Source organism: Corallococcus exercitus (assembly GCF_042231735.1).
In the GTDB taxonomy this organism is placed as follows: domain Bacteria; phylum Myxococcota; class Myxococcia; order Myxococcales; family Myxococcaceae; genus Corallococcus; species Corallococcus exercitus_B.
In genome coordinates this window covers 1,320,967-1,339,319 of the sequence record NZ_CP102577.1, presented here as the reverse complement: position 1 = coordinate 1,339,319, position 18,353 = coordinate 1,320,967, and the positions used below count along the sequence as shown (strand labels likewise).

1 protein-coding gene (running past one end of the window) is annotated in these 18,353 nt (G+C 72.9%); it reads left to right on the top strand.

The features are described from left to right. A protein-coding gene (locus NR792_RS05040; protein WP_375758924.1) for a non-ribosomal peptide synthase/polyketide synthase crosses the window boundary here: on the top strand, positions 1–18,353 show its 3' portion. It extends 14,176 nt beyond the left edge of the window; 18,353 of the gene's 32,529 nt are visible here — the last part of the coding sequence; its start codon lies off the left edge, out of view; its stop codon occupies positions 18,351–18,353.

The window sequence follows — 18,353 nt, the reverse complement described above, 5'->3', positions numbered from 1 at the left end:
CCTTTGGCGTGGGCGGGACGAACGCGCACGCCGTGCTGGAGGAGGCCCCGGTCGTCCGGAGCGGGCCCACGTCGCGCTCGCACCAGCTCTTCGTGCTGTCGGCGCGCTCGCCCGAGTCCCTGGAGGCGGGAGCGCAGGCGCTGGCGTCGCACGTGCTGGCGGACCGGTCTCCGGAGGCGCTGGAGGCCGCGGCGTTGAAGCTGGCGGATCAGGTGCTGTCGGCGCGTTCGCCGGAAACGTTGGAGGCTGCGGCGAAGCAGCTTGCGTTGCGGGTGCTGTCGGCGCGCTCGCCGGAGTCCCTGGAGGCGTTGTCGGCCCGGTTCTCCGTGGACGTCGCGAGCGACGGGAGCGGGTTCGCGGACGCGGCGTACACACAGGCCGTGGGACGACGGGCCTTCGAATACCGCCGCATGGTGGTCGCGAGGGATGCGGCGGACCTGGCGAAGCAGCTTCGCAAGCCGGCCACGCCCGCGCGGTTGAAGGACGTGGAGGGGGCTCGCCGGAAGCGGGTGGCCTTCGTCTTCTCCGGCCAGGGTTCACAGCAGGTGGGCATGGGACGGGAGCTGGCTGCGTCCGTGCCGGCGTTCCGTGCGCAGGTGGAGGCGTGCCTTGGATTGCTGGACGCGCCCCTGCGCTCGCGGGTGGAAGCACTGCTGCGTCCGGGACCGGGCCAGGAGGCGGAGGCTTCCGCCGCGCTCTCCGATACGCGCGTCGCGCTGCCGGCCCTGTTCACGGTGCAGGTCGCGCTGGCGCGGCTGTGGCAGGCGTGGGGCATCGTTCCGCATGCCGTCCTGGGTCACAGCTTCGGTGAGTACGCCGCCGCCTGTGTCGCGGGCGTGCTCTCCCTGCCGGAGGCCCTGCGGCTGGCCGTCGCGCGCGGGGAGCTGATGCACCGGCTGCCTCCGGGCGCGATGCTCGGCGTGGCGCTGCCCGCGGCGGAGGTCCAGCCCCTGCTCTCTGGACGACTGACGCTCGCGGCGATCAATGCGCCGGACCGGTGTGTCGTCTCCGGACCGGTGGACGAGGTGGAGCGCTTCCAGGCCGTGTTGCAGCAGCGCAAGGCGGGCGCGGTGCGCATGCCGTCGGGCCATGCCTTCCACTCGGCGGACGTGGAGCCGTTGATGGGAGAGCTGGCGCGCGTGGTGGCTTCGCTCCAGCGGAGTGAGCCCTCCGTGCGGTACGTCTCCAGCCTCACGGGAGCGCTGGCGCGGCCGGGGGAGCTGACCGCTCCGGACTACTGGGCCACGCAGATGCGGCAGCCCGTGCGCTTCACCGACGCGGTGGGGACCCTGCTGGAAGAGGGCTGCAGCGTGCTGTTGGAGGTGGGGCCCGGCCAGGACCTCACCCCGCTGATGCGCGCGTGCCTGGGCGAGGACAGGGCGCGCGTGAAGGCGCTCGCTTCACTGCGCCGGGGCGGTGCGACGACGGAGCAGTCGGGCCTGTCGCAGTGCGTGGGGGAGCTGTGGATGCAGGGCCTGGAGGTGGACTGGACCGCGTTCTACGCCCACGAGCAGCGCCGCCGCGTGCACCTGCCGACGTACGCGTTCCTGCGCAAGCGCTGCTGGGTGGAGCCTCGCGACCCGGGCAGTGCGTCCGCGCTCGTGCCCGTTGACGGCGGTGCTCGGACGGAGGCCTCTGCCTCCAGCATGGCGGCTCCCGTGGCGACGGCGTCCGCGCCTCGCACGGACCCGGCCGGCGGACTCTCTGCTCCGCCCGTGAGCACGGGAGCAACGCTGGCTTCTCCCGCCATGGCGCCCCCTGCCCTTCCCGTCCCCGGTGGCCGTGAGGATGCGCCTCGCGGTGACGTGGAGGTGCGGATCGCCACGCTGTGGCGCGAGCGCCTGGGCGTGAACTTCGTCGGACGCGACGACAACTTCCTGGAGCTGGGCGGCAACTCGCTCATGGCCGCGCAGCTCCTCAACCAGCTCCGCGACACCTTCCACGTCCAGGTGCCGCTGGCCGCCCTCTTCGAAGCGCCCACCGTCGCGGGGCTCGCCTCCCGCATCGAACCGCTGCTCCAGCACGCCCCGGCCCCGGAGCCCACGCGGGAGCTGCCCCTCGTGCCCCGCTCCAGGACGGAGCCGCTGCCCCTGTCCTTCGTCCAGGAGCGCGTCTGGCGCCTGGAGCAGTACCTCCCCGGCCTGTCCGCCTACACGATTCCCTTCGTCCTGCGCCTGGAAGGCCCCGCCGACGCCGCCATCCTGGAGCGCGCCATCCAGGAGGTCGTCCAGCGCCACGAGTCCCTGCGCACCACCTACGACGCCGTGGACGGCAAGCCCGTGCAGCGCTTCCATCCCTTCGTGCGCATCCCGCTTCCCGTCGTGGAGGTGGAAGGCACGCCGGAGGAACGCGAACAGGCCGCCCTCCGCATCGCCCGCGAGGACGCCGCGCGCCCCTTCGATCTGGTGCGAGGCCCCGTGCTGCGCACCACGCTCGTGCGCCTGCGCGCGGACCTGCACCTGCTGGTCTGCGCCATCCACCACATCGTCTGCGACACGCTCTCCTCGGCCCTCTTCCTCCAGGAAGTGGGGCAGCTCTACGCCGCCTTCCTCCAGGGCAGGCCGTCCCCGCTGGCGCCCCTGCCCGTGCAGTACGCGGACTTCGGCGCGTGGCAGCGGCAGTCGCTCGCGGAAGCCCGCTTCCCCGAACAGGAGCAGTGGTGGCGTCAGCGGCTGGCCGGCATGCCCCGGCAGCTCGGCGTCCCCACGGACCGGCCCCGGCCCGCGAACTGCCCGCTCACCTCCGAGCGCATGGTGCTGGACTTCCCACCGGCGCTCACCGAGGCGCTCGTCGCCTTTGGACGCAGTGAGGGCTTCACGTCGTACATGACGGTGCTCGCCGCGTGGAACGCGCTCCTGCACCGCTACACCGGGCAGACGGACCTCATCGTCGGCACGCCCATCGGCAACCGCACGCGGCCGGAGCTGCTGCCGCTCATCGGCTACGTGGCGCACTCCGCCGCGTTCCGCACCCACGTCGGGGATGACCCGAGCTTCCGCGAGCTCCTGCACCGCGTGCGGCGAGAGGTCACCGACGTGCAGTCGCGGCCGGACGTGCCGTTCGAGATGCTCGTCGAACAGCTCGTCCCCGGCCGGGACATCGGCCGTGAGCGCATGACGGACACGGTCTTCGTCTACCACTCCAATCTAGAGATGGGCGGCGACGCGCTGGCCGCCGTCGGAGCGCGGGGGACCTTCGTGGAGGTGCCGGGCACGCCCGTGCAGTGGGGCGCCACGCTGTCGGACCTGACGCTCATCCTCACCGAGGAGCCCGGCCGCGTGCACGGCGCGCTGGAGTACGCGACGGAGCTGTTCGACGCCTCCACCGCTCGGCGAATGCTGGAGCACCTCCAGGTGTTGCTCGGCGCGGCGCTGGCCCGGCCCGAGGAGCCCCTCTCCCGCCTGCCGCTGGCCACCGAGGCCGACCGCCGGGCATGGCCCGTCCCTCCCCCCGTCACGCACGCCCCGGTCCTGCCCGCACGACTGCGTGAACACGCGCTGCGGCAGCCGGATGCCGTCGCCGTGGAGCAGGCGGGACGGACCTGGACGTGGCGGGAGCTGGCCTCGCGTGCGCGCAGGCTGGCCCTGCGGCTGCGGGAACAGGGGCTCCAGCCGGGAGAACCCGTGGCGCTCTGCCTGCGTGCGTCGCCGGAGAAGCTGGCCGCGCTGTGGGGAGTCCTGGAGGCCGGTGGCGCTCCGGTGGCGCTCGGCCCCACGGACCTGGACTCGCTGGCCGTCTACGCCGTGGAAGGCAGCGTCGTGCCCCGGCTCGTGACCTGGCGGGGGCTCTTCACCTCCGCGCGCCTGGAGTCCTCGCGCGTCCTGCACGTCGAGGAGGTGCTGGGGGATGCGTCGTCCGCGACGGGGGACGAGGCGCTTCCGCTTCCCTCCCCGGAGTCCCTGGCGTGGCTCTTGCCCATGGGGGCGGGCCAGCCCGCGTGGGCGTTGAGTCACGCGTCGCTCACGGGCTTCTTCGCGGGCCTGGATGCGCGGCTGCATCCGGCGCTGGGCACCTCCTGGCTCGCGGCGTCCGAACCGGCTCCCGAGAAGCCCGAGCTCGAAGCCCTCTGGGCCCTGTCGCGCGGCCTGCGCGTGCTCTTCCCCTCCGAGGCCACCGCGTCGCGCCGGGGCGTGTCGACCGAGGAGGCGTCACGTCCGCTCCAGCTCAGCCTGTCGTACTTCGCCAATGACGAGGACTCGCTCTCCGGGCCCAAGTACGAGCTGCTGATGGAGGGCGCGAAGTTCGCGGACGCGCACGGCTTCTCCGCCATCTGGACGCCCGAGCGGCACTTCCACTCCTTCGGCGGCATCTATCCGCAGCCGGCGGTGGTCTCCGCGGCGCTCGCGGCCGTCACCCGCAACCTGCGCCTGCGCTCCGGCAGCGTCGTGCTGCCGTTGCATGATCCGCTGCTGATCGCGGAGCAGTGGGCCGTCGTGGACAACCTGTCGCAGGGCCGCGTCGACGTGTCCGTGGCCACGGGCTGGCACGTGCAGGACTTCATCTTCGCGCCCGGGAACTACGCCGACCGGCGCAACATCCTGCTGCGCCACCTGGAGACGCTGCGCGGCTTGTGGCGCGGCGAACGGCTGCGGCGGCCGGGCGGCAACGGCGTCACCGTGGAGGTGGGCCTGCGCCCGAAGCCGGTGCAGAAGGAGCTGCCCGTGTGGCTCACCGCCACCGCGAACCCGGAGACGTTCCGGCTCGCGGGCGAGCTGGGCGCGGGCGTCCTCACGGGCCTCTTCGCCCACTCGCTGGAGGAGCTGAAGCCGAAGGTGGCCCTCTACCGCGAGGCGTGGCGCCGCAACGGGCACCCGGGCCGGGGCCACATCACGTGCATGCTGCACACGTTCCTCGGTGACGACGAGGCGGAGGTCCTGAGGCGGGTGCGCAAGCCGCTGCTGGCGTACTTCCGGAGCTCGGCGGACATCACGACGTCGCTGCTCGCCGCGCAGGGCTACCAGGGGGAGATCGCCAAGGTGTCCCGCGAGGACATCGACGCGCTCCTGGAGCACACCTTCGAGCACCACGCGAAGGGAACTGGGCTCATCGGCACGGTGGAGAGCGGCATCCAGCGGCTGCGTGACGTGCGGGCCTCGGACGTGGACGAGGTGACGTGCCTCATCGATTTCGGGCTGGAGACGCCGGTCGTCCTGGAAGGGCTCCGGCGCCTGGCCATGGCGCGGGAGGCCGTGGCCGCGGATGCGGCGTCACACTCGCGGCGCGTGCGCAATGAGCGGGAGACGGACGCGGAGGAGCTGCTGTCCCTGGCCCGTCAGTCGGGCGCGGTGCTGGTGAACACCACGGCGCGGCTGGCCCGCGCGTTGGCGGACCTTTCGGGAGCACGGGAGGCCCTGGCTCCGGTGGGGGCCTGGGTCTTGGAGAACGCGTCGGAGGAGCTGGCGTCGGCGCTCCAGCGCACGGCGGGCGGCGACGTGCTGCTCGCGGGCGAGGCCCGTGACGGAGGCCTGTTGCCGCGCGCGCCGGAGGAGAAGCTGCCTCCGGGGCTGGACGTCTGGGTGCTGGACGCGGCGGGGAAGCCCGTGCCCGCGGGAGTCGTGGGGGAGCTGGCCCTGTCAGGCGCGGGCCTGCCTGCCGCGCTCTGGAGGGCGGCGGGTGAGACAGCGGAGCGACTGGTGCCGCATCCGCTGGGTGGGGCCATGAGCCTCTACCGCACGGGCCGCCCCGTGCGCCTGCGCGCGGATGGTCGCGTGGAGGCCATGAACCTCCCGGCCTTCAAGCAGTCCGCACCGCGCATCGTGTCCGCGAGCGCTCCGGCCGCGACGGCCCAGGGCGTTGCTCAAAGCGCGGGGCCGCTCGCGGGTGCGTCGTCCGTGCTGGAGGCTGGCGCCGCGCGAGGCATGGTGCCCCTCACGGGTGCCCCGGCCACGACGGCCCAAGCCGCTGCCTGGCCGCCCATCGCGGGTGCTCGGGCTACGACAGCTCAGGCTGCTGCCTGGCTGCCCAACGCGAATGCTCCGGCCACGACGGCCCAGGCCGCTGCCTGGCCGCCCAGCGCGGGTGCTCGGGCCACGGTGCATGGCGTCGTGGCCTCTGGTGCCCTTCAGGCGATTCCGCGTGCGCCGCGCGACCGGCCGCTGCCGCTGTCGTTCGCGCAGCAGCGGCTCTGGTACCTCCAGGAGTTGGAGCCGGAGAGCACCGCCTACAACAACGCGATCATCTTCCGGCTCACGGGCACGCTGGACGTCACCGCGCTCCAGACGGCGCTCCACTCCCTCGTGGAGCGCCATGAGGTCCTGCGCACCACCTACGCGCTGGCCGACGACGGCGCGGTGCAGGTCATCCATGCGACGGGCACCCTTCCCCTGGAGACGGAAGACGTCCCCGGCGACACGGCCGAAGCGCGCGAGGCCGCCATGCTCCGCCGCTGCCAGGCGTACACCGCCACGCCCTTCCACCTGGACACGGGCCCCGTCGCCCGCGCGCTCCTGCTGCGGCTGGCTCCCGACACGCACGTCCTCCACCTGCTCCTGCACCATGTCGTCTCCGACGCCTGGTGCGCCCTGGTCCTCAGCCGCGAGCTGCCCGTCCTCTACGCGTGCGCCAGCGCGGGCGTCCCGTCCGTCCTGCCGCCGCTGCCGGTGCAGTACGCCGACTACGCCGTGTGGCAGCGCGCGTGGTTGACGGGCCCGGTGCTGGCGGAGCAGGCCCGCTGGTGGAAGGACCTGCTCCAGGGTACGCCGCCGCTGGAGCTGCCCACCGACCGGCCCCGTCCCGCCATGCAGTCCTACGCGGGCGCCGCCCACGCCTTCCACCTGCCTCGCGAGCTGTCCGAGCCCCTGCTCACCCTGGGCCGCCGTGAAGGCGCCACGTCCTTCATGGTCCTGATGGCGCTGTTCCAGGTGCTGCTCTCCCGCACCTCCGGACAGGACGACTTCGCGGTGGGCACGCCCATCGCGGGCCGCTCGCGCCCCGAGGTGGAAGGCCTGCTGGGCTGCTTCGTCAACACGCTCGCCTTCCGCGCGAAGCTCGACGGGGCTCCGGGCTTCCGGGAGCTCGTCTCGCGCGTGAAGCAGCAGGCCCTGGGCGGCTACGCACGCCAGGACATGCCCTTCGAGCAGCTGGTGGACGTGCTCCAGGTGCCTCGCGACCTGAGCCGCACGCCGGTGTTCCAGACCGTCCTCAACGTCATCAACGTGCCCGAGGCCCAGACAACGGGTGGCGCCGGGCTCCAGATTGGCGGCGTGGACGTGCCGGTGACGACGTCCAAGTTCGACCTGTCCCTGGAGGTCTGGGAGCAGCGCGACGGCCTGCGCTGCCGCCTGGAGTACGCCACCGCCCTCTTCGACGCCGCGACCGTGGCCCGCCTGGCGGAGCACCTGACCGTGCTGGCCAGGGCCGTCGTCGCCGCGCCGGATGCCCCGGTCTCCACCCTGCCGTTGCTCACGCCGGCCGCACGCGAACAGGTGCTGCACGGCTGGAACGACACGCGTGTGGACTTCCCCCGTGGCGCCACGCTCCACCACCTCTTCGAAGCCCAGGCCGAACGGACGCCAGAGGCCATCGCGCTCCAGTTCGAGGACCAGCGCCTCACCTACGCGCGGCTCGAGGCCCGGGCCAACCAGCTCGCGCACCACCTGCGGGCTCGCGGCGTGGGGCCGGAGACCCTGGTGGGCGTCTGCCTGGAGCGCTCATTGGAGATGGTCGTCGCCCTGCTGGGCGTCCTGAAGTCCGGCGCGGCCTACGTCCCGCTGGATCCGGCCACGCCCTCGGAACGGCTCGCAGGGATGCTGGAGGACACCGCCGCGTCCGTGCTCCTCGTCCAGGATCGCTTCCGCGCCAGACTGCCTCCGCACGCGGCGCACGTCATCGCGCTGGACACGCAGGGGGAGCTCCTCGCGAGCGAGCCCACGGCCCGGCCCGTGCCGCTGGCCGGCGATGACTCCCTCGCCTACGTCATCTTCACCTCCGGGAGCACCGGCCGTCCCAAGGGCGCGATGAACGCGCACGCGGGCGTCGTCAACCGGCTGCGCTGGATGCAGGCGCGCTACGGCCTGATGCCCTCGGACACGGTGTTGCAGAAGACGCCGTTCAGCTTCGACGTGTCCGTGTGGGAGTTCTTCTGGCCCCTGATGACGGGCGCGCGGCTGGTGCTCGCGCGGCCGGGCGGACACCAGGAGCCGGACTACCTGGTGGCGCTGATGGCCCGCGAAGGCGTGACGACCGCGCACTTCGTGCCGTCCATGCTGCGCGTCTTCGCGGAGCAGCCCGGCCTGGAGTCCCTGACGCGCCTGCGCCAGGTGATGTGCAGCGGCGAAGCCCTGCCCGCGGACCTGGTGCTCCGCGCGCAGGCCCGCCTGCCGCACGCCACGCTGCACAACCTCTACGGCCCCACCGAGGCCGCCGTGGACGTCACGTCCTGGGAGTGCCCGCGCGACGCCTCGCTCCGCGTCGTCCCCATTGGCCAGCCCGTGGCCAACACGCGCATGTATGTCCTGGATCGCCACGGGCAGCCGGTGCCGGTGGGCATCCCGGGTGAGCTGTTCATCGGCGGCGTGCAGGTGGGCCGGGGCTACTGGCGCCGCCCCACCCTCACCGCCGAGCGCTTCATCCCCGATGCCTTCAGCGACACGCCCGGCGCCCGCCTGTACCGCACGGGCGACATCGCCCGGTGGCGCGCGGACGGCACGTTGGAGTACCTGGGCCGCGCGGACTTCCAGGTGAAGCTGCGCGGCTTCCGCATCGAGCCAGGCGACATCGAAGCCGCGCTCCAGTCCTGGCCCGGCGTGCGCGACTCCGTGGCCGTCGTGCGCCAGGAGGACGCGGGAGGACCGCGCCTCGTCGCCTATGTCACCGTCGACGGCGGGACGCTCGACACGGCGGGGCTGCGCGCGTTCCTGCAGTCACGGCTGCCCGAGTACATGGTCCCCTCCGCCCTCGTCCGCCTGGAGGCCCTGCCGCTCACCTCCAGCGGCAAGGTGGACCGCAAGGCCCTGCCCGCGTCGGACGCGTCCGCCACCATTCGCACAGAGCCCATCGCCCCGCGCGACGACACCGAGCGCGCCCTGGCGGAGATCTTCGCGCAGGTGCTCGGCATCGCGCGGGTCGGCGTGCGGGACAGCTTCTTCGAGCTGGGCGGCCACTCGCTGCTCGCGACCCAGGTGGCCGCGCGCGTGCGTGCGCGCCTGGGCCGGGAGGTGCCGCTGCGCACGCTGTTCGAAGCCCCCACCGTGGAGGCGCTCGCCCGGCGCATCGCTCCGCCCGGCTCCGCGGCCCCCGCTCCAGTCCAGCCCGAGCCGACGACCTCCACCGGCCTCACGCCGCTGACGCGCGGGGTGCGGCCCGCGGTGCTGCCGCTCTCGTTCGCGCAGCAGCGGCTGTGGTTCATCCATCAACTGGGCGCCGCGGACACGGCCTACAACATGCCGTTCTCGCTCAGGCTGGAGGGCACGCTCGACGTCGGCGCGCTCCAGCGGAGCTTCGACAGGCTGCTGCGCCGTCATGAAGCGCTGCGCACCACGTTCCGCGAATACGAAGGCGCCCCCGAGCAGGTCATCCACGCACCGGGCCCACTGCCCCTGCGCCAGGTGGACCTCACCGGCATCCCGGACCTGGAGCAGCGCCGCGCCGAGGCCTCGTGGATCGCCACGGAAGAAGCCCGCTCGCCGTTCGACCTGGAGCAGGGTCCCCTCCTCCGGGCCCTGTTGCTGAAGCTGTCGCCCACGGAGCACGTGCTGGTGCTGAACCTGCACCACATCATCTCCGACGGCTGGTCCACCGGCGTCCTGGTGCGCGAGATGGGCACGCTCTACGCAGCCCTCGCCCAGAACCTCCCATCCACGCTGCCCGAGCTGCCGGTGCAGTACGCCGACCACGCGCTGTGGCAGCGCGGCTGGTTGCAGGGCGCGGTGCTGGAGGCGCAGCTCGGCTACTGGCGGCGTCAGCTGGAAGGCGCGCCGTCGCACCTGGAGCTGCCCACGGATCATCCGCGTCCGGCCCGGCAGACCTTCCGGGGCGCCCTGATGCCGTTCACCCTCCCGGCCGCTTCGAGCGAAGCCCTGGAGGCCCTGGCGAAGCGCGAGGGCGCCACGCCGTACATGGTGCTGCTGGCCGCGTTCCAGGTGCTGCTGGGCCGCTACGCCGGGCAGGACGACGTGCTGGTGGGCTCGCCCATCGCGGGCCGCCGCCACGCCGAGTCCGAGGCCCTCATCGGCTACTTCGCGAACACCGTCGTCCTGCGCACCCGGCTGCGCGAGGACGACACCTTCCGCTCCCTGCTGGCGCGCGTGCGGGACACCACCCTGGGCGCGTACGAGCATCAGGACCTCCCGTTCGAGAAGCTCGTCGAGGAGCTGCACCCCGCGCGCGACGCCTCCCGGACGCCGTTCTTCCAGGTCACCTTCACGCTGCAGAACGCGCCGCTGCCACCGCTGGCCCTGCCCGGCCTGACGCTGGAGCCGATGAACGCCGACCCGGGCGCGATCCGCTTCGACCTGGAGCTGCTGCTGCACCGTGCGCCGGAAGGCTTCACGGGGGGCCTCAACTTCAACACCGCCCTGTTCACGCCCGGCACGGTGGCCGGGATGGCCCGGCACCTGAAGGTGCTGCTCGACGCCGCGGTGGCCGAGCCAGCGACCCCGCTGACACGCCTGCCGCTCCTCACGCCAGAGCAACGGCGGCAGGTGCTGGCCACCTGGAACGACACCGCGACGGAGTACCCGCGTGACGCGTCCGTGCCCGCGCTGTTCGCGGAGCAGGCCGCGCGCACACCGGACGCCATCGCCGTGAGGATGCCCGCGAATCCGGGGACCTTCCGGCCGGCTGACACGGCGCACGAGCGCACATCCGCGAAACTGGAGATGATGCCCGCGAGTGCTGGGGCCCCCCTGCCGGCGGACACGGCGCCGGACGCGGCGCGCGCGCTCTCATACGCGGAACTGGATCGGCGGTCGAACCAGCTCGCGCACCACCTGCGGCGGCTGGGAGTCCGGCCCGGGGATCGCGTGGGGCTGTGCGTGGAGCGTTCGCCGGAGCTCGTCACCGGCATGCTCGGCATCCTCAAGGCGGGCGCGGCCTACGTGCCCGTGGAGGCGAAGGCGCCCGCGGAACGCACGACCTGGGTGCTCCAGGAGGCGGGCGTCAGCGTGCTCGTCACGCAGGAGGCACTGGCGGATGAGCTGCCGGCGGTGGCCGGGCTCCTGGTCCTTCTGGACGCGGAGGCGGAACTCATCGCGAAGCAGCCGGACACGGCGCTGGACGTGCGGGTGCCCGCCGACGCGCTGGCCTACGTGATGTTCACGTCGGGCAGCACGGGCCGTCCCAAGGGCGTCTGCGTGCCCCACCGGGGCATCGTGCGCCTGGTCCGGGGTAACGGTTTCATCACCTTCGGCCCGGAGCAGGTGCTCCTCCATGCTGCACCGGTCGCGTTCGACGCGTCCACGCTGGAACTCTGGGGCGCGCTGCTGCACGGCGCGAAGCTGGTGCTGGCGCCACCTCGCGCGCTGTCGCTGTCGGAGTTGGGCACGCTGCTGACCGTGGAGGGCGTCACCACGCTGTGGCTCACCGCCGCCCTCTTCGAGCAGATGGTCCTGCATGAAGGCGCTTCGCTCGCGAGCGTGCGGCAGGTGCTCGCGGGCGGCGACGTGCTGCCCGTGCCGCGCGTTCGGGAACACCTGGCGCGGATGGCGCCGGACGCCGTGCTCGTCAACGGGTACGGCCCCACGGAGAACACCACCTTCTCCACCACCCACACGCTGCGCGCCGGAGACACCGTGGAGCGCTCGGTGCCCATTGGCCGGCCGCTGGCGAACTCCACCGCGTGGGTGCTGGACGCGCACCTCCAGCCCCTTCCGCCGGGGCTCCCTGGCGAGCTGTACGTGGGCGGCGACGGCCTGGCCTGGGGCTACCTCCAGCGGCCGGACCTCACCGCCGAGCGGTTCATCCCCCATCCCCACTCCGCCACGCCGGGCGCCCGCCTGTACCGCACGGGCGACCGGGCCCGCTGGCGCGACGACGGCACGTTGGAGTTCCTGGGCCGCACCGACTTCCAGCTCAAGCTGCGAGGCTTCCGCATCGAGCCTGGCGAAGTGGAGGCCGTGCTGCGCCAGGCCCCGGACGTACACGAGGCCGTCGTGCTCGCGCGCGAGGACGTGCCCGGTGAGAAGCGGCTCGTGGCCTACGTGGTCCTCGAGGAAGACGGCGCCAGCACCGACCGCGTGAAGGCGCACGCGCAGCGGCTGCTCCCGGACTACATGGTGCCGTCCGCCTGGGTGGCGCTGCCGTCCATCCCCCTGTCACCGAACGGCAAGGTCGACCGCAAGGCCCTGCCCGCCCCCGAAGCGCCCCGGTCCGCCGAGTCGACGCGCGAGGCCCCCCGGAACGCGCTGGAGGCCCGGCTCGCGGCCATCTGGGCGGAGGTGCTGCATCTGGACGCCGTGGGCATCCACGACGACTTCTTCGACCTGGGCGGCCATTCGCTGCTGGCCACGCAGGTGGTGTCGCGCATCCGGGCGGTGCTGGGTGTGGAGCTGCCCCTGGGTGAGCTGTTCAACGCGCCCACCGTGGCCGCGCTCGCACAGCACCTCGGCACCGCCACGAAGCGCGATGCCGACGTTCCGCCCCTTGCCCGAGCCCCCAGGCCTCCGCTGCTGCCGCTGTCCTTCGCGCAGCAGCGGCTGTGGTTCATCGATCAACTCGAACCGGGCAGCGCCCTCTACAACATGCCCGTCGCCCTGCGACTCCTGGGCGCGCTGGACGAGGCCGCGCTCAAGGGAAGCCTGGACGCGCTGATGGCGCGGCACGAAGCCCTGCGCACCACCTTCCGCACGGAGGCGGGCCAGCCCGTGCAGCACATCCACGCCCAGGCCACCGTGCCGCTGGAGCGCGTGGACCTGACGGCGCTGGAGGACGCCGAAGCCCGGCTGCGCGAAGCAGAGCGCCGGGCCACGGCGGAGTCGCAGCGGCCGTTCGACCTGGAGCAGGGTCCGGTGATCCGAGCCCTGCTGCTGAAGCTCGCGGCGGAGGAGCACGTGCTGGTGCTCCACCTGCACCACATCGTCTCCGACGGCTGGTCGCTGGGCGTGATGGTGCGCGAGCTCACCGCCCTCTACGCGGCCCTGCGCGAGGGCCGTCCGCCCGCGCTCCCGGAACTGCCCGTGCAGTACGCGGACTTCGCGCTCTGGCAGCGCGGCTGGCTCCAGGGTGAGGCGCTGGAGGCGCAGCTCGCGTGGTGGGCCCAGCAGCTCGCCGGAGCCCCCCGCGCCCTGGAGCTGCCCACCGACAAGCCCCGTCCCGCCGTCTCCACCCAGCGTGGCGACACGGTGCCGGTGCACCTGCCCCTGGCCCTGTCCGAGCGCGTGGAGGCCCTGGCGCGGCAGGAGGGCGCCACGCCCTTCATGGTGTTGCTCGCGGCCTTCCAGACGGTGCTGCACCGCTACTCCGGCCAGGACGATGTGTTGGTGGGCACGCCCATCGCGAACCGCCGCCACGCGGAGACCGAGGGCCTCATCGGCTTCTTCGTCAACACGCTGGTGCTGCGCGGAAGCTTCAGCGCCCGGACCACGTTCCGGGAGCTGCTGGCCCAGGTGCGCACCACCACGCTGGGCGCGTACGAGCACCAGGACATCCCCTTCGAGCGGCTGGTGGAGTCCCTGCAATCGACGCGAGACCTGGGGCGCATGCCGCTGTTCCAGGTGATGTTCGCGCTCCAGAACGCGCCGGTGCCGGAGCTGTCACTGCCCGGGCTCACCGTGCGGCCCGCGGCCCTCGCGGAGCGCACCACGTCCCAGTTCGACCTGAGCCTGGACCTGGACCGCCGGGAGGACGGCTTCCACGGCAAGCTCGAGTACGCCACGGACCTCTTCGAGCGTCCCACCATGGCGCGGCTGCTCACCCACCTGCGCGTGCTGCTGGAGGCGGTCCTCACGCAACCGGATGCACCGCTGTCCAGCGTGTCCCTCATCTCGGCGGAAGAACGCCAGCGGCTCCTGGGCGACCTGGCAGGAGGCGTGTCGTCCTTCGACGGCGACGGCACGCTGCACGGCCGCTTCGAGGAGCAGGTGGCGCGCACCCCGGACGCCGACGCCGTGGTGTTCGGGGAGACGACGCTGTCCTTCCAGCAGCTCAACGCCCGGGCCAACCAGCTCGCCTGGCACCTGCGCTCGCTGGGCGTGGGGCCGGAGGTCCCGGTGGGCCTGTGCCTGGAGCGCTCGGCGGAGAGCGTCGTCGCGCTGCTCGCGGTGAACAAGGCCGGAGGCGCCTTCGTGCCCCTGGACCCGTCCGCCCCCGCCGCGCGCAAGTCGTTGCTGTTCAAGGATTGCGGCGCGTCCGTGCTCGTGACGACGCGGGCCCTGCAAGAAGCGTGGCGACCAGAGGTGGCCCACCTGGTGCGGCTGGACGAAGAACCTGTCCGACTGTCGGACAGGTTTGGGGAGGCCGTGCCGACGGCGGCGGGAGACCTCGAACCGGTCCGACTGTCGGACAGGTTTGGGGAGGCCGTGCCGACGGCGGCGGGAGACCTCGAACCGGTCCGACTGTCGGACAGGTTTGGGGAGGCCGTGCCGGCGGTGGCGGGAGACATCGAACCGGTCGGACAGTCGGACAGGTTGGGGGAGGCAGTACCGGCGGTGGCGGGAGACATCGAACCGGTCCGACTGTCGGACCAGTCCACGGACAACCCGCCCCCGGCGGCGGGCTCGGGCAACCTCGCCTACGTCATCTACACCTCCGGCTCCACGGGCACGCCCAAGGGCGTGATGGTGCGCCACCGCTCCCTGCTCCACCTGCACCACGCGCTCCTGCGGACCGCCTATGCGGGGCAGTCCTCGGGGCTTCGCGTCAGCATCAACGCGCCGCTGTTCTTCGATGCCTCCATCGAGCAGGTGCTCCAGCTGCTGGGCGGCCACTGCGTCTGCCCCGTCCCGGACGAACTCCGGCTGGAGCCGGAGCGGATGCTCGAGTGGCTGGAGCGGACACGCGTGGACGCGCTGGACTGCACCCCCGCGCAACTGAAGCTGCTCCTGGACGCGGGGATGCTGGAGCGCCCCCGTCTGCCGTCGCTGATGCTGGTGGGCGGTGAGGCGCTGGATGAGGTGATGTGGCGGCGGCTCGCGGCGACCTCACGTACGCGGGCCTTCAACGCCTATGGCCCCACCGAGTGCACCGTGGACGCCACCGTGTGGGACGTGCAGGGGACCTCCCATGCGCTGCCCGTCATCGGGCGGCCGCTGGACAACCTGCGCGCGTACATCCTGGATGCGCGTCAGGAGCTGGTGCCCTTCGGCCTGCCGGGAGAGCTGTGCTTCGCGGGTGAGGGCGTCGCGCGCGGCTACCTGGGCCGTCCGCACCTGACCGCCGAGCGCTTCCTGCCGGATCCCTTTGGCACGGAGCCGGGCGCAAGGCTGTACCGCACGGGCGACAAGGCCCGCTGGCGCGAGGACGGCACGCTGGAGTTCATGGGCCGCCTGGACTTCCAGGTGAAGCTGCGCGGCCACCGCATCGAGCTGGGCGAGATTGAAGCCACACTGCGCGCGCACCCCGGCATCCGGGACGCGGTGGCGCTGGTCCGCGAGGACGTTCCGGGCGACGTGCGCCTCGTGGCCTACGTGACGCCGGAGGTGGACACCGCTCCGCTGCGCGAGCACCTGCACCGGCACCTGCCCGAGTACATGGTGCCCGCCGCCCTCCTCGCCCTGCCCGTCCTGCCGCTGACTCCCAACGGCAAGGTGGACCGCAAGGCGCTGCCCGTGCCGGACGCATCGCGGCTCCCCCCACGGGTCTTCGAGCCTCCGGCCACGCCCACCGAGGAGCGCCTCGCCGCCCTCTGGGAGGAGCTGCTGCGCGTGCCCGGCGTGGGCCGCCACGACAACTTCTTCGAGCTGGGCGGACACTCGCTCCTGGCCACGCAGGTGGTGGCCCGCGTGCGCGCGCGCTTCGGCGTGGAGCTGGCGGTCCGGGCCCTCTTCGAGACCCCCACCGTGGCGGGCCTCGCACGGCGGCTGCCGGACGCGGCGCCCACACCCACGCTGCCGCCGTTGACGCGGACGCAGGGGGAAGGACCCGCGCCCCTGTCCTTCGCGCAGCAGCGGCTGTGGTTCATCGACCAGCTGGAGCCGGGCAGCCCGCTCTACAACATGCCCTTCGCGCTGCGGCTGTCCGGAGCGCTGGACGCTTCCGCCCTCCAGCGGGCCGTCGACGCGCTGGTGCAGCGGCACGAAACCCTGCGCACGACGTTCGAGTCCCACGACGGAACGCCACGCCAGCGCATCCACGCGGCCCCCACGGGAACACTGCGCACGGAGGACCTGGAAGCCCTGCCCGCGAAGGAGCGCGAGGCCGAGGTCTGGCGTCGGGCGGACGCGGATGCGCTGCGTCCCTTCGACCTGGGCACCGGTCCCCTGGCGCGCTTCACGCTGCTGCGCCTGGCCGCGACGGAGCACGTGCTCCTCCTGTGCACGCACCACACCGTCTCCGACGGTTGGTCCTTCGGGGTGCTCGTGCGTGAGCTGGTGGCGCTCTACGAAGCCTTCCGCCAGGGCCAGCCGTCGCCGCTGCCGGAGCTGCCCGTGCAGTACGCGGACTTCGCCCGGTGGCAGGCCGCGTGGATGGAGGGCCGGGTGCTGGAGGGCCAGCTCGATTGGTGGAAGCGGCAGCTCGAAGGGGCACCGCACGCACTGGCGCTGCCCACCGATCGGCTCCGTCCGCAGCGGCGCTCCGCACGAGGCGCGCTGCTGCCCGTCCAGCTGTCACCTGCCCTGAGTGACGCGGTGGAGGCGCTGGCGAAGCACGAGGGCGCCACGCCCTTCATGGTGCTCCTGGCCGCGTTCCAGCTGCTGCTGTCGCGGTACGCCGGCCAGGACGAAGTGCTGGTGGGCACGCCCATCGCGAACCGCCGCCACGCGGAGACCGAAGGGCTCATCGGCTTCTTCGTCAACACGCTGGTCCTCCGGGCCCGCTTCGCCGCGGACACGTCGTTCCGGAAGGTCCTCGCGCAGGTGCGCGCCACCACGCTGGGCGCGTACGAACACCAGGACCTGCCCTTCGAGCGGCTGGTGGAAGCACTCCAGCCCGAGCGCGACCTGGGCCGCACCCCGCTCTTCCAGGCCCTCTTCGCGCTGCACAACACGCCGGCGCCGGAGGCCGTGCTCCCCGGCCTGACGCTCCAGGCGGTGGAGGTCGCGCCCACGACGGCGAAGTTCGACCTGGACCTCGCGCTGACGCGGCTGCCCGGCGCTTTCCAGGGCGCGCTCACGTACAGCACGGACCTCTTCGAGGCCGCCACGGTCCAGCGACTGATGGAGCGCTGGAGCACGCTGCTGGAGACGGTCCTCGCGGCGCCCGACGCGCTCCTGGACCGAGCGTCCCCATTGACGGAGGAAGAGCTGCGCCGGATGCACGTCCCGGAGGCTCCGGCCCCGCGTCCTTCCAAGGCCACCGACGTCGCGCCGCGAGACGACCTGGAGCGCGAGCTGGTGGCGCTCTGGGAGGAGCTGCTGGGCGTCCGGCCCATCGGCGTGACGCGGCCGTTCTTCGACCTGGGAGGCCACTCCCTGCTCGCCGTGAAGCTGATGGCGCGCATCCGGGAGCGGTTCCACCGCGAGCTGCCCCTGGCCGCCCTCTTCCATGCGCCCACGGTGGAGACGCTGGCCCGGCTGCTCCAGCAGGCGCCCGCGGTCTTCTCCCCGCTCGTGCCCATCCAGCGCGAGGGCACGCAGCGGCCCTTCTTCTGCGTCCACCCGGTGGGCGGCAACGTGCTCGCGTACGCGGCGCTGGCGAAGCAGCTGGGCCCGGATCAGCCCTTCTACGGACTCCAGTCGCAGGGGCTGGATGGAAGCCGTCCGCCGCTCGACACGGTGGAGGCGATGGCGGCGCTCTACGTGGCCGCCATGCGCACCGTGCAGCCTCAAGGTCCGTATCGCCTGGGAGGCTGGTCCATGGGAGGCGTGGTGGCCTTCGAGATGGCCCGCCAGCTCCAGGCCCGAGGCGAGACCGTGGAGCTCGTGGCGCTCATCGACCCGACCCCGGCGACGGACGATCGGGTGCCGCTCGACGTGGATGACGCGCGCCAGGTGGCCGCGCTGTTCGAGCTCGACCAGGGACAGCTCGCGTCGCCTGAAGCGTCCACGGCCTCGGGGCGCACGCTCCTCCAGGTCTTCACCCACAACCTGCGGGCGCTGAAGGTCCACCGCCCCGGAACGTTCACCGGCCGCGTCCTCCTGCTCAAGGCGGGCGACAACCTGGTGACCGGGGATGACGGCTGGAGCGCGCACGTTCACGGCGGGCTGACGCGTGAAGTCCTCCCCGGCACCCACTACACGCTGCTGCGCGCGCCCCACGTCCAGCGGCTCGCGGAGCGCCTGGCGGAAGCGCTCCAGCACGATGTCCGTGGAGGGTCCTGA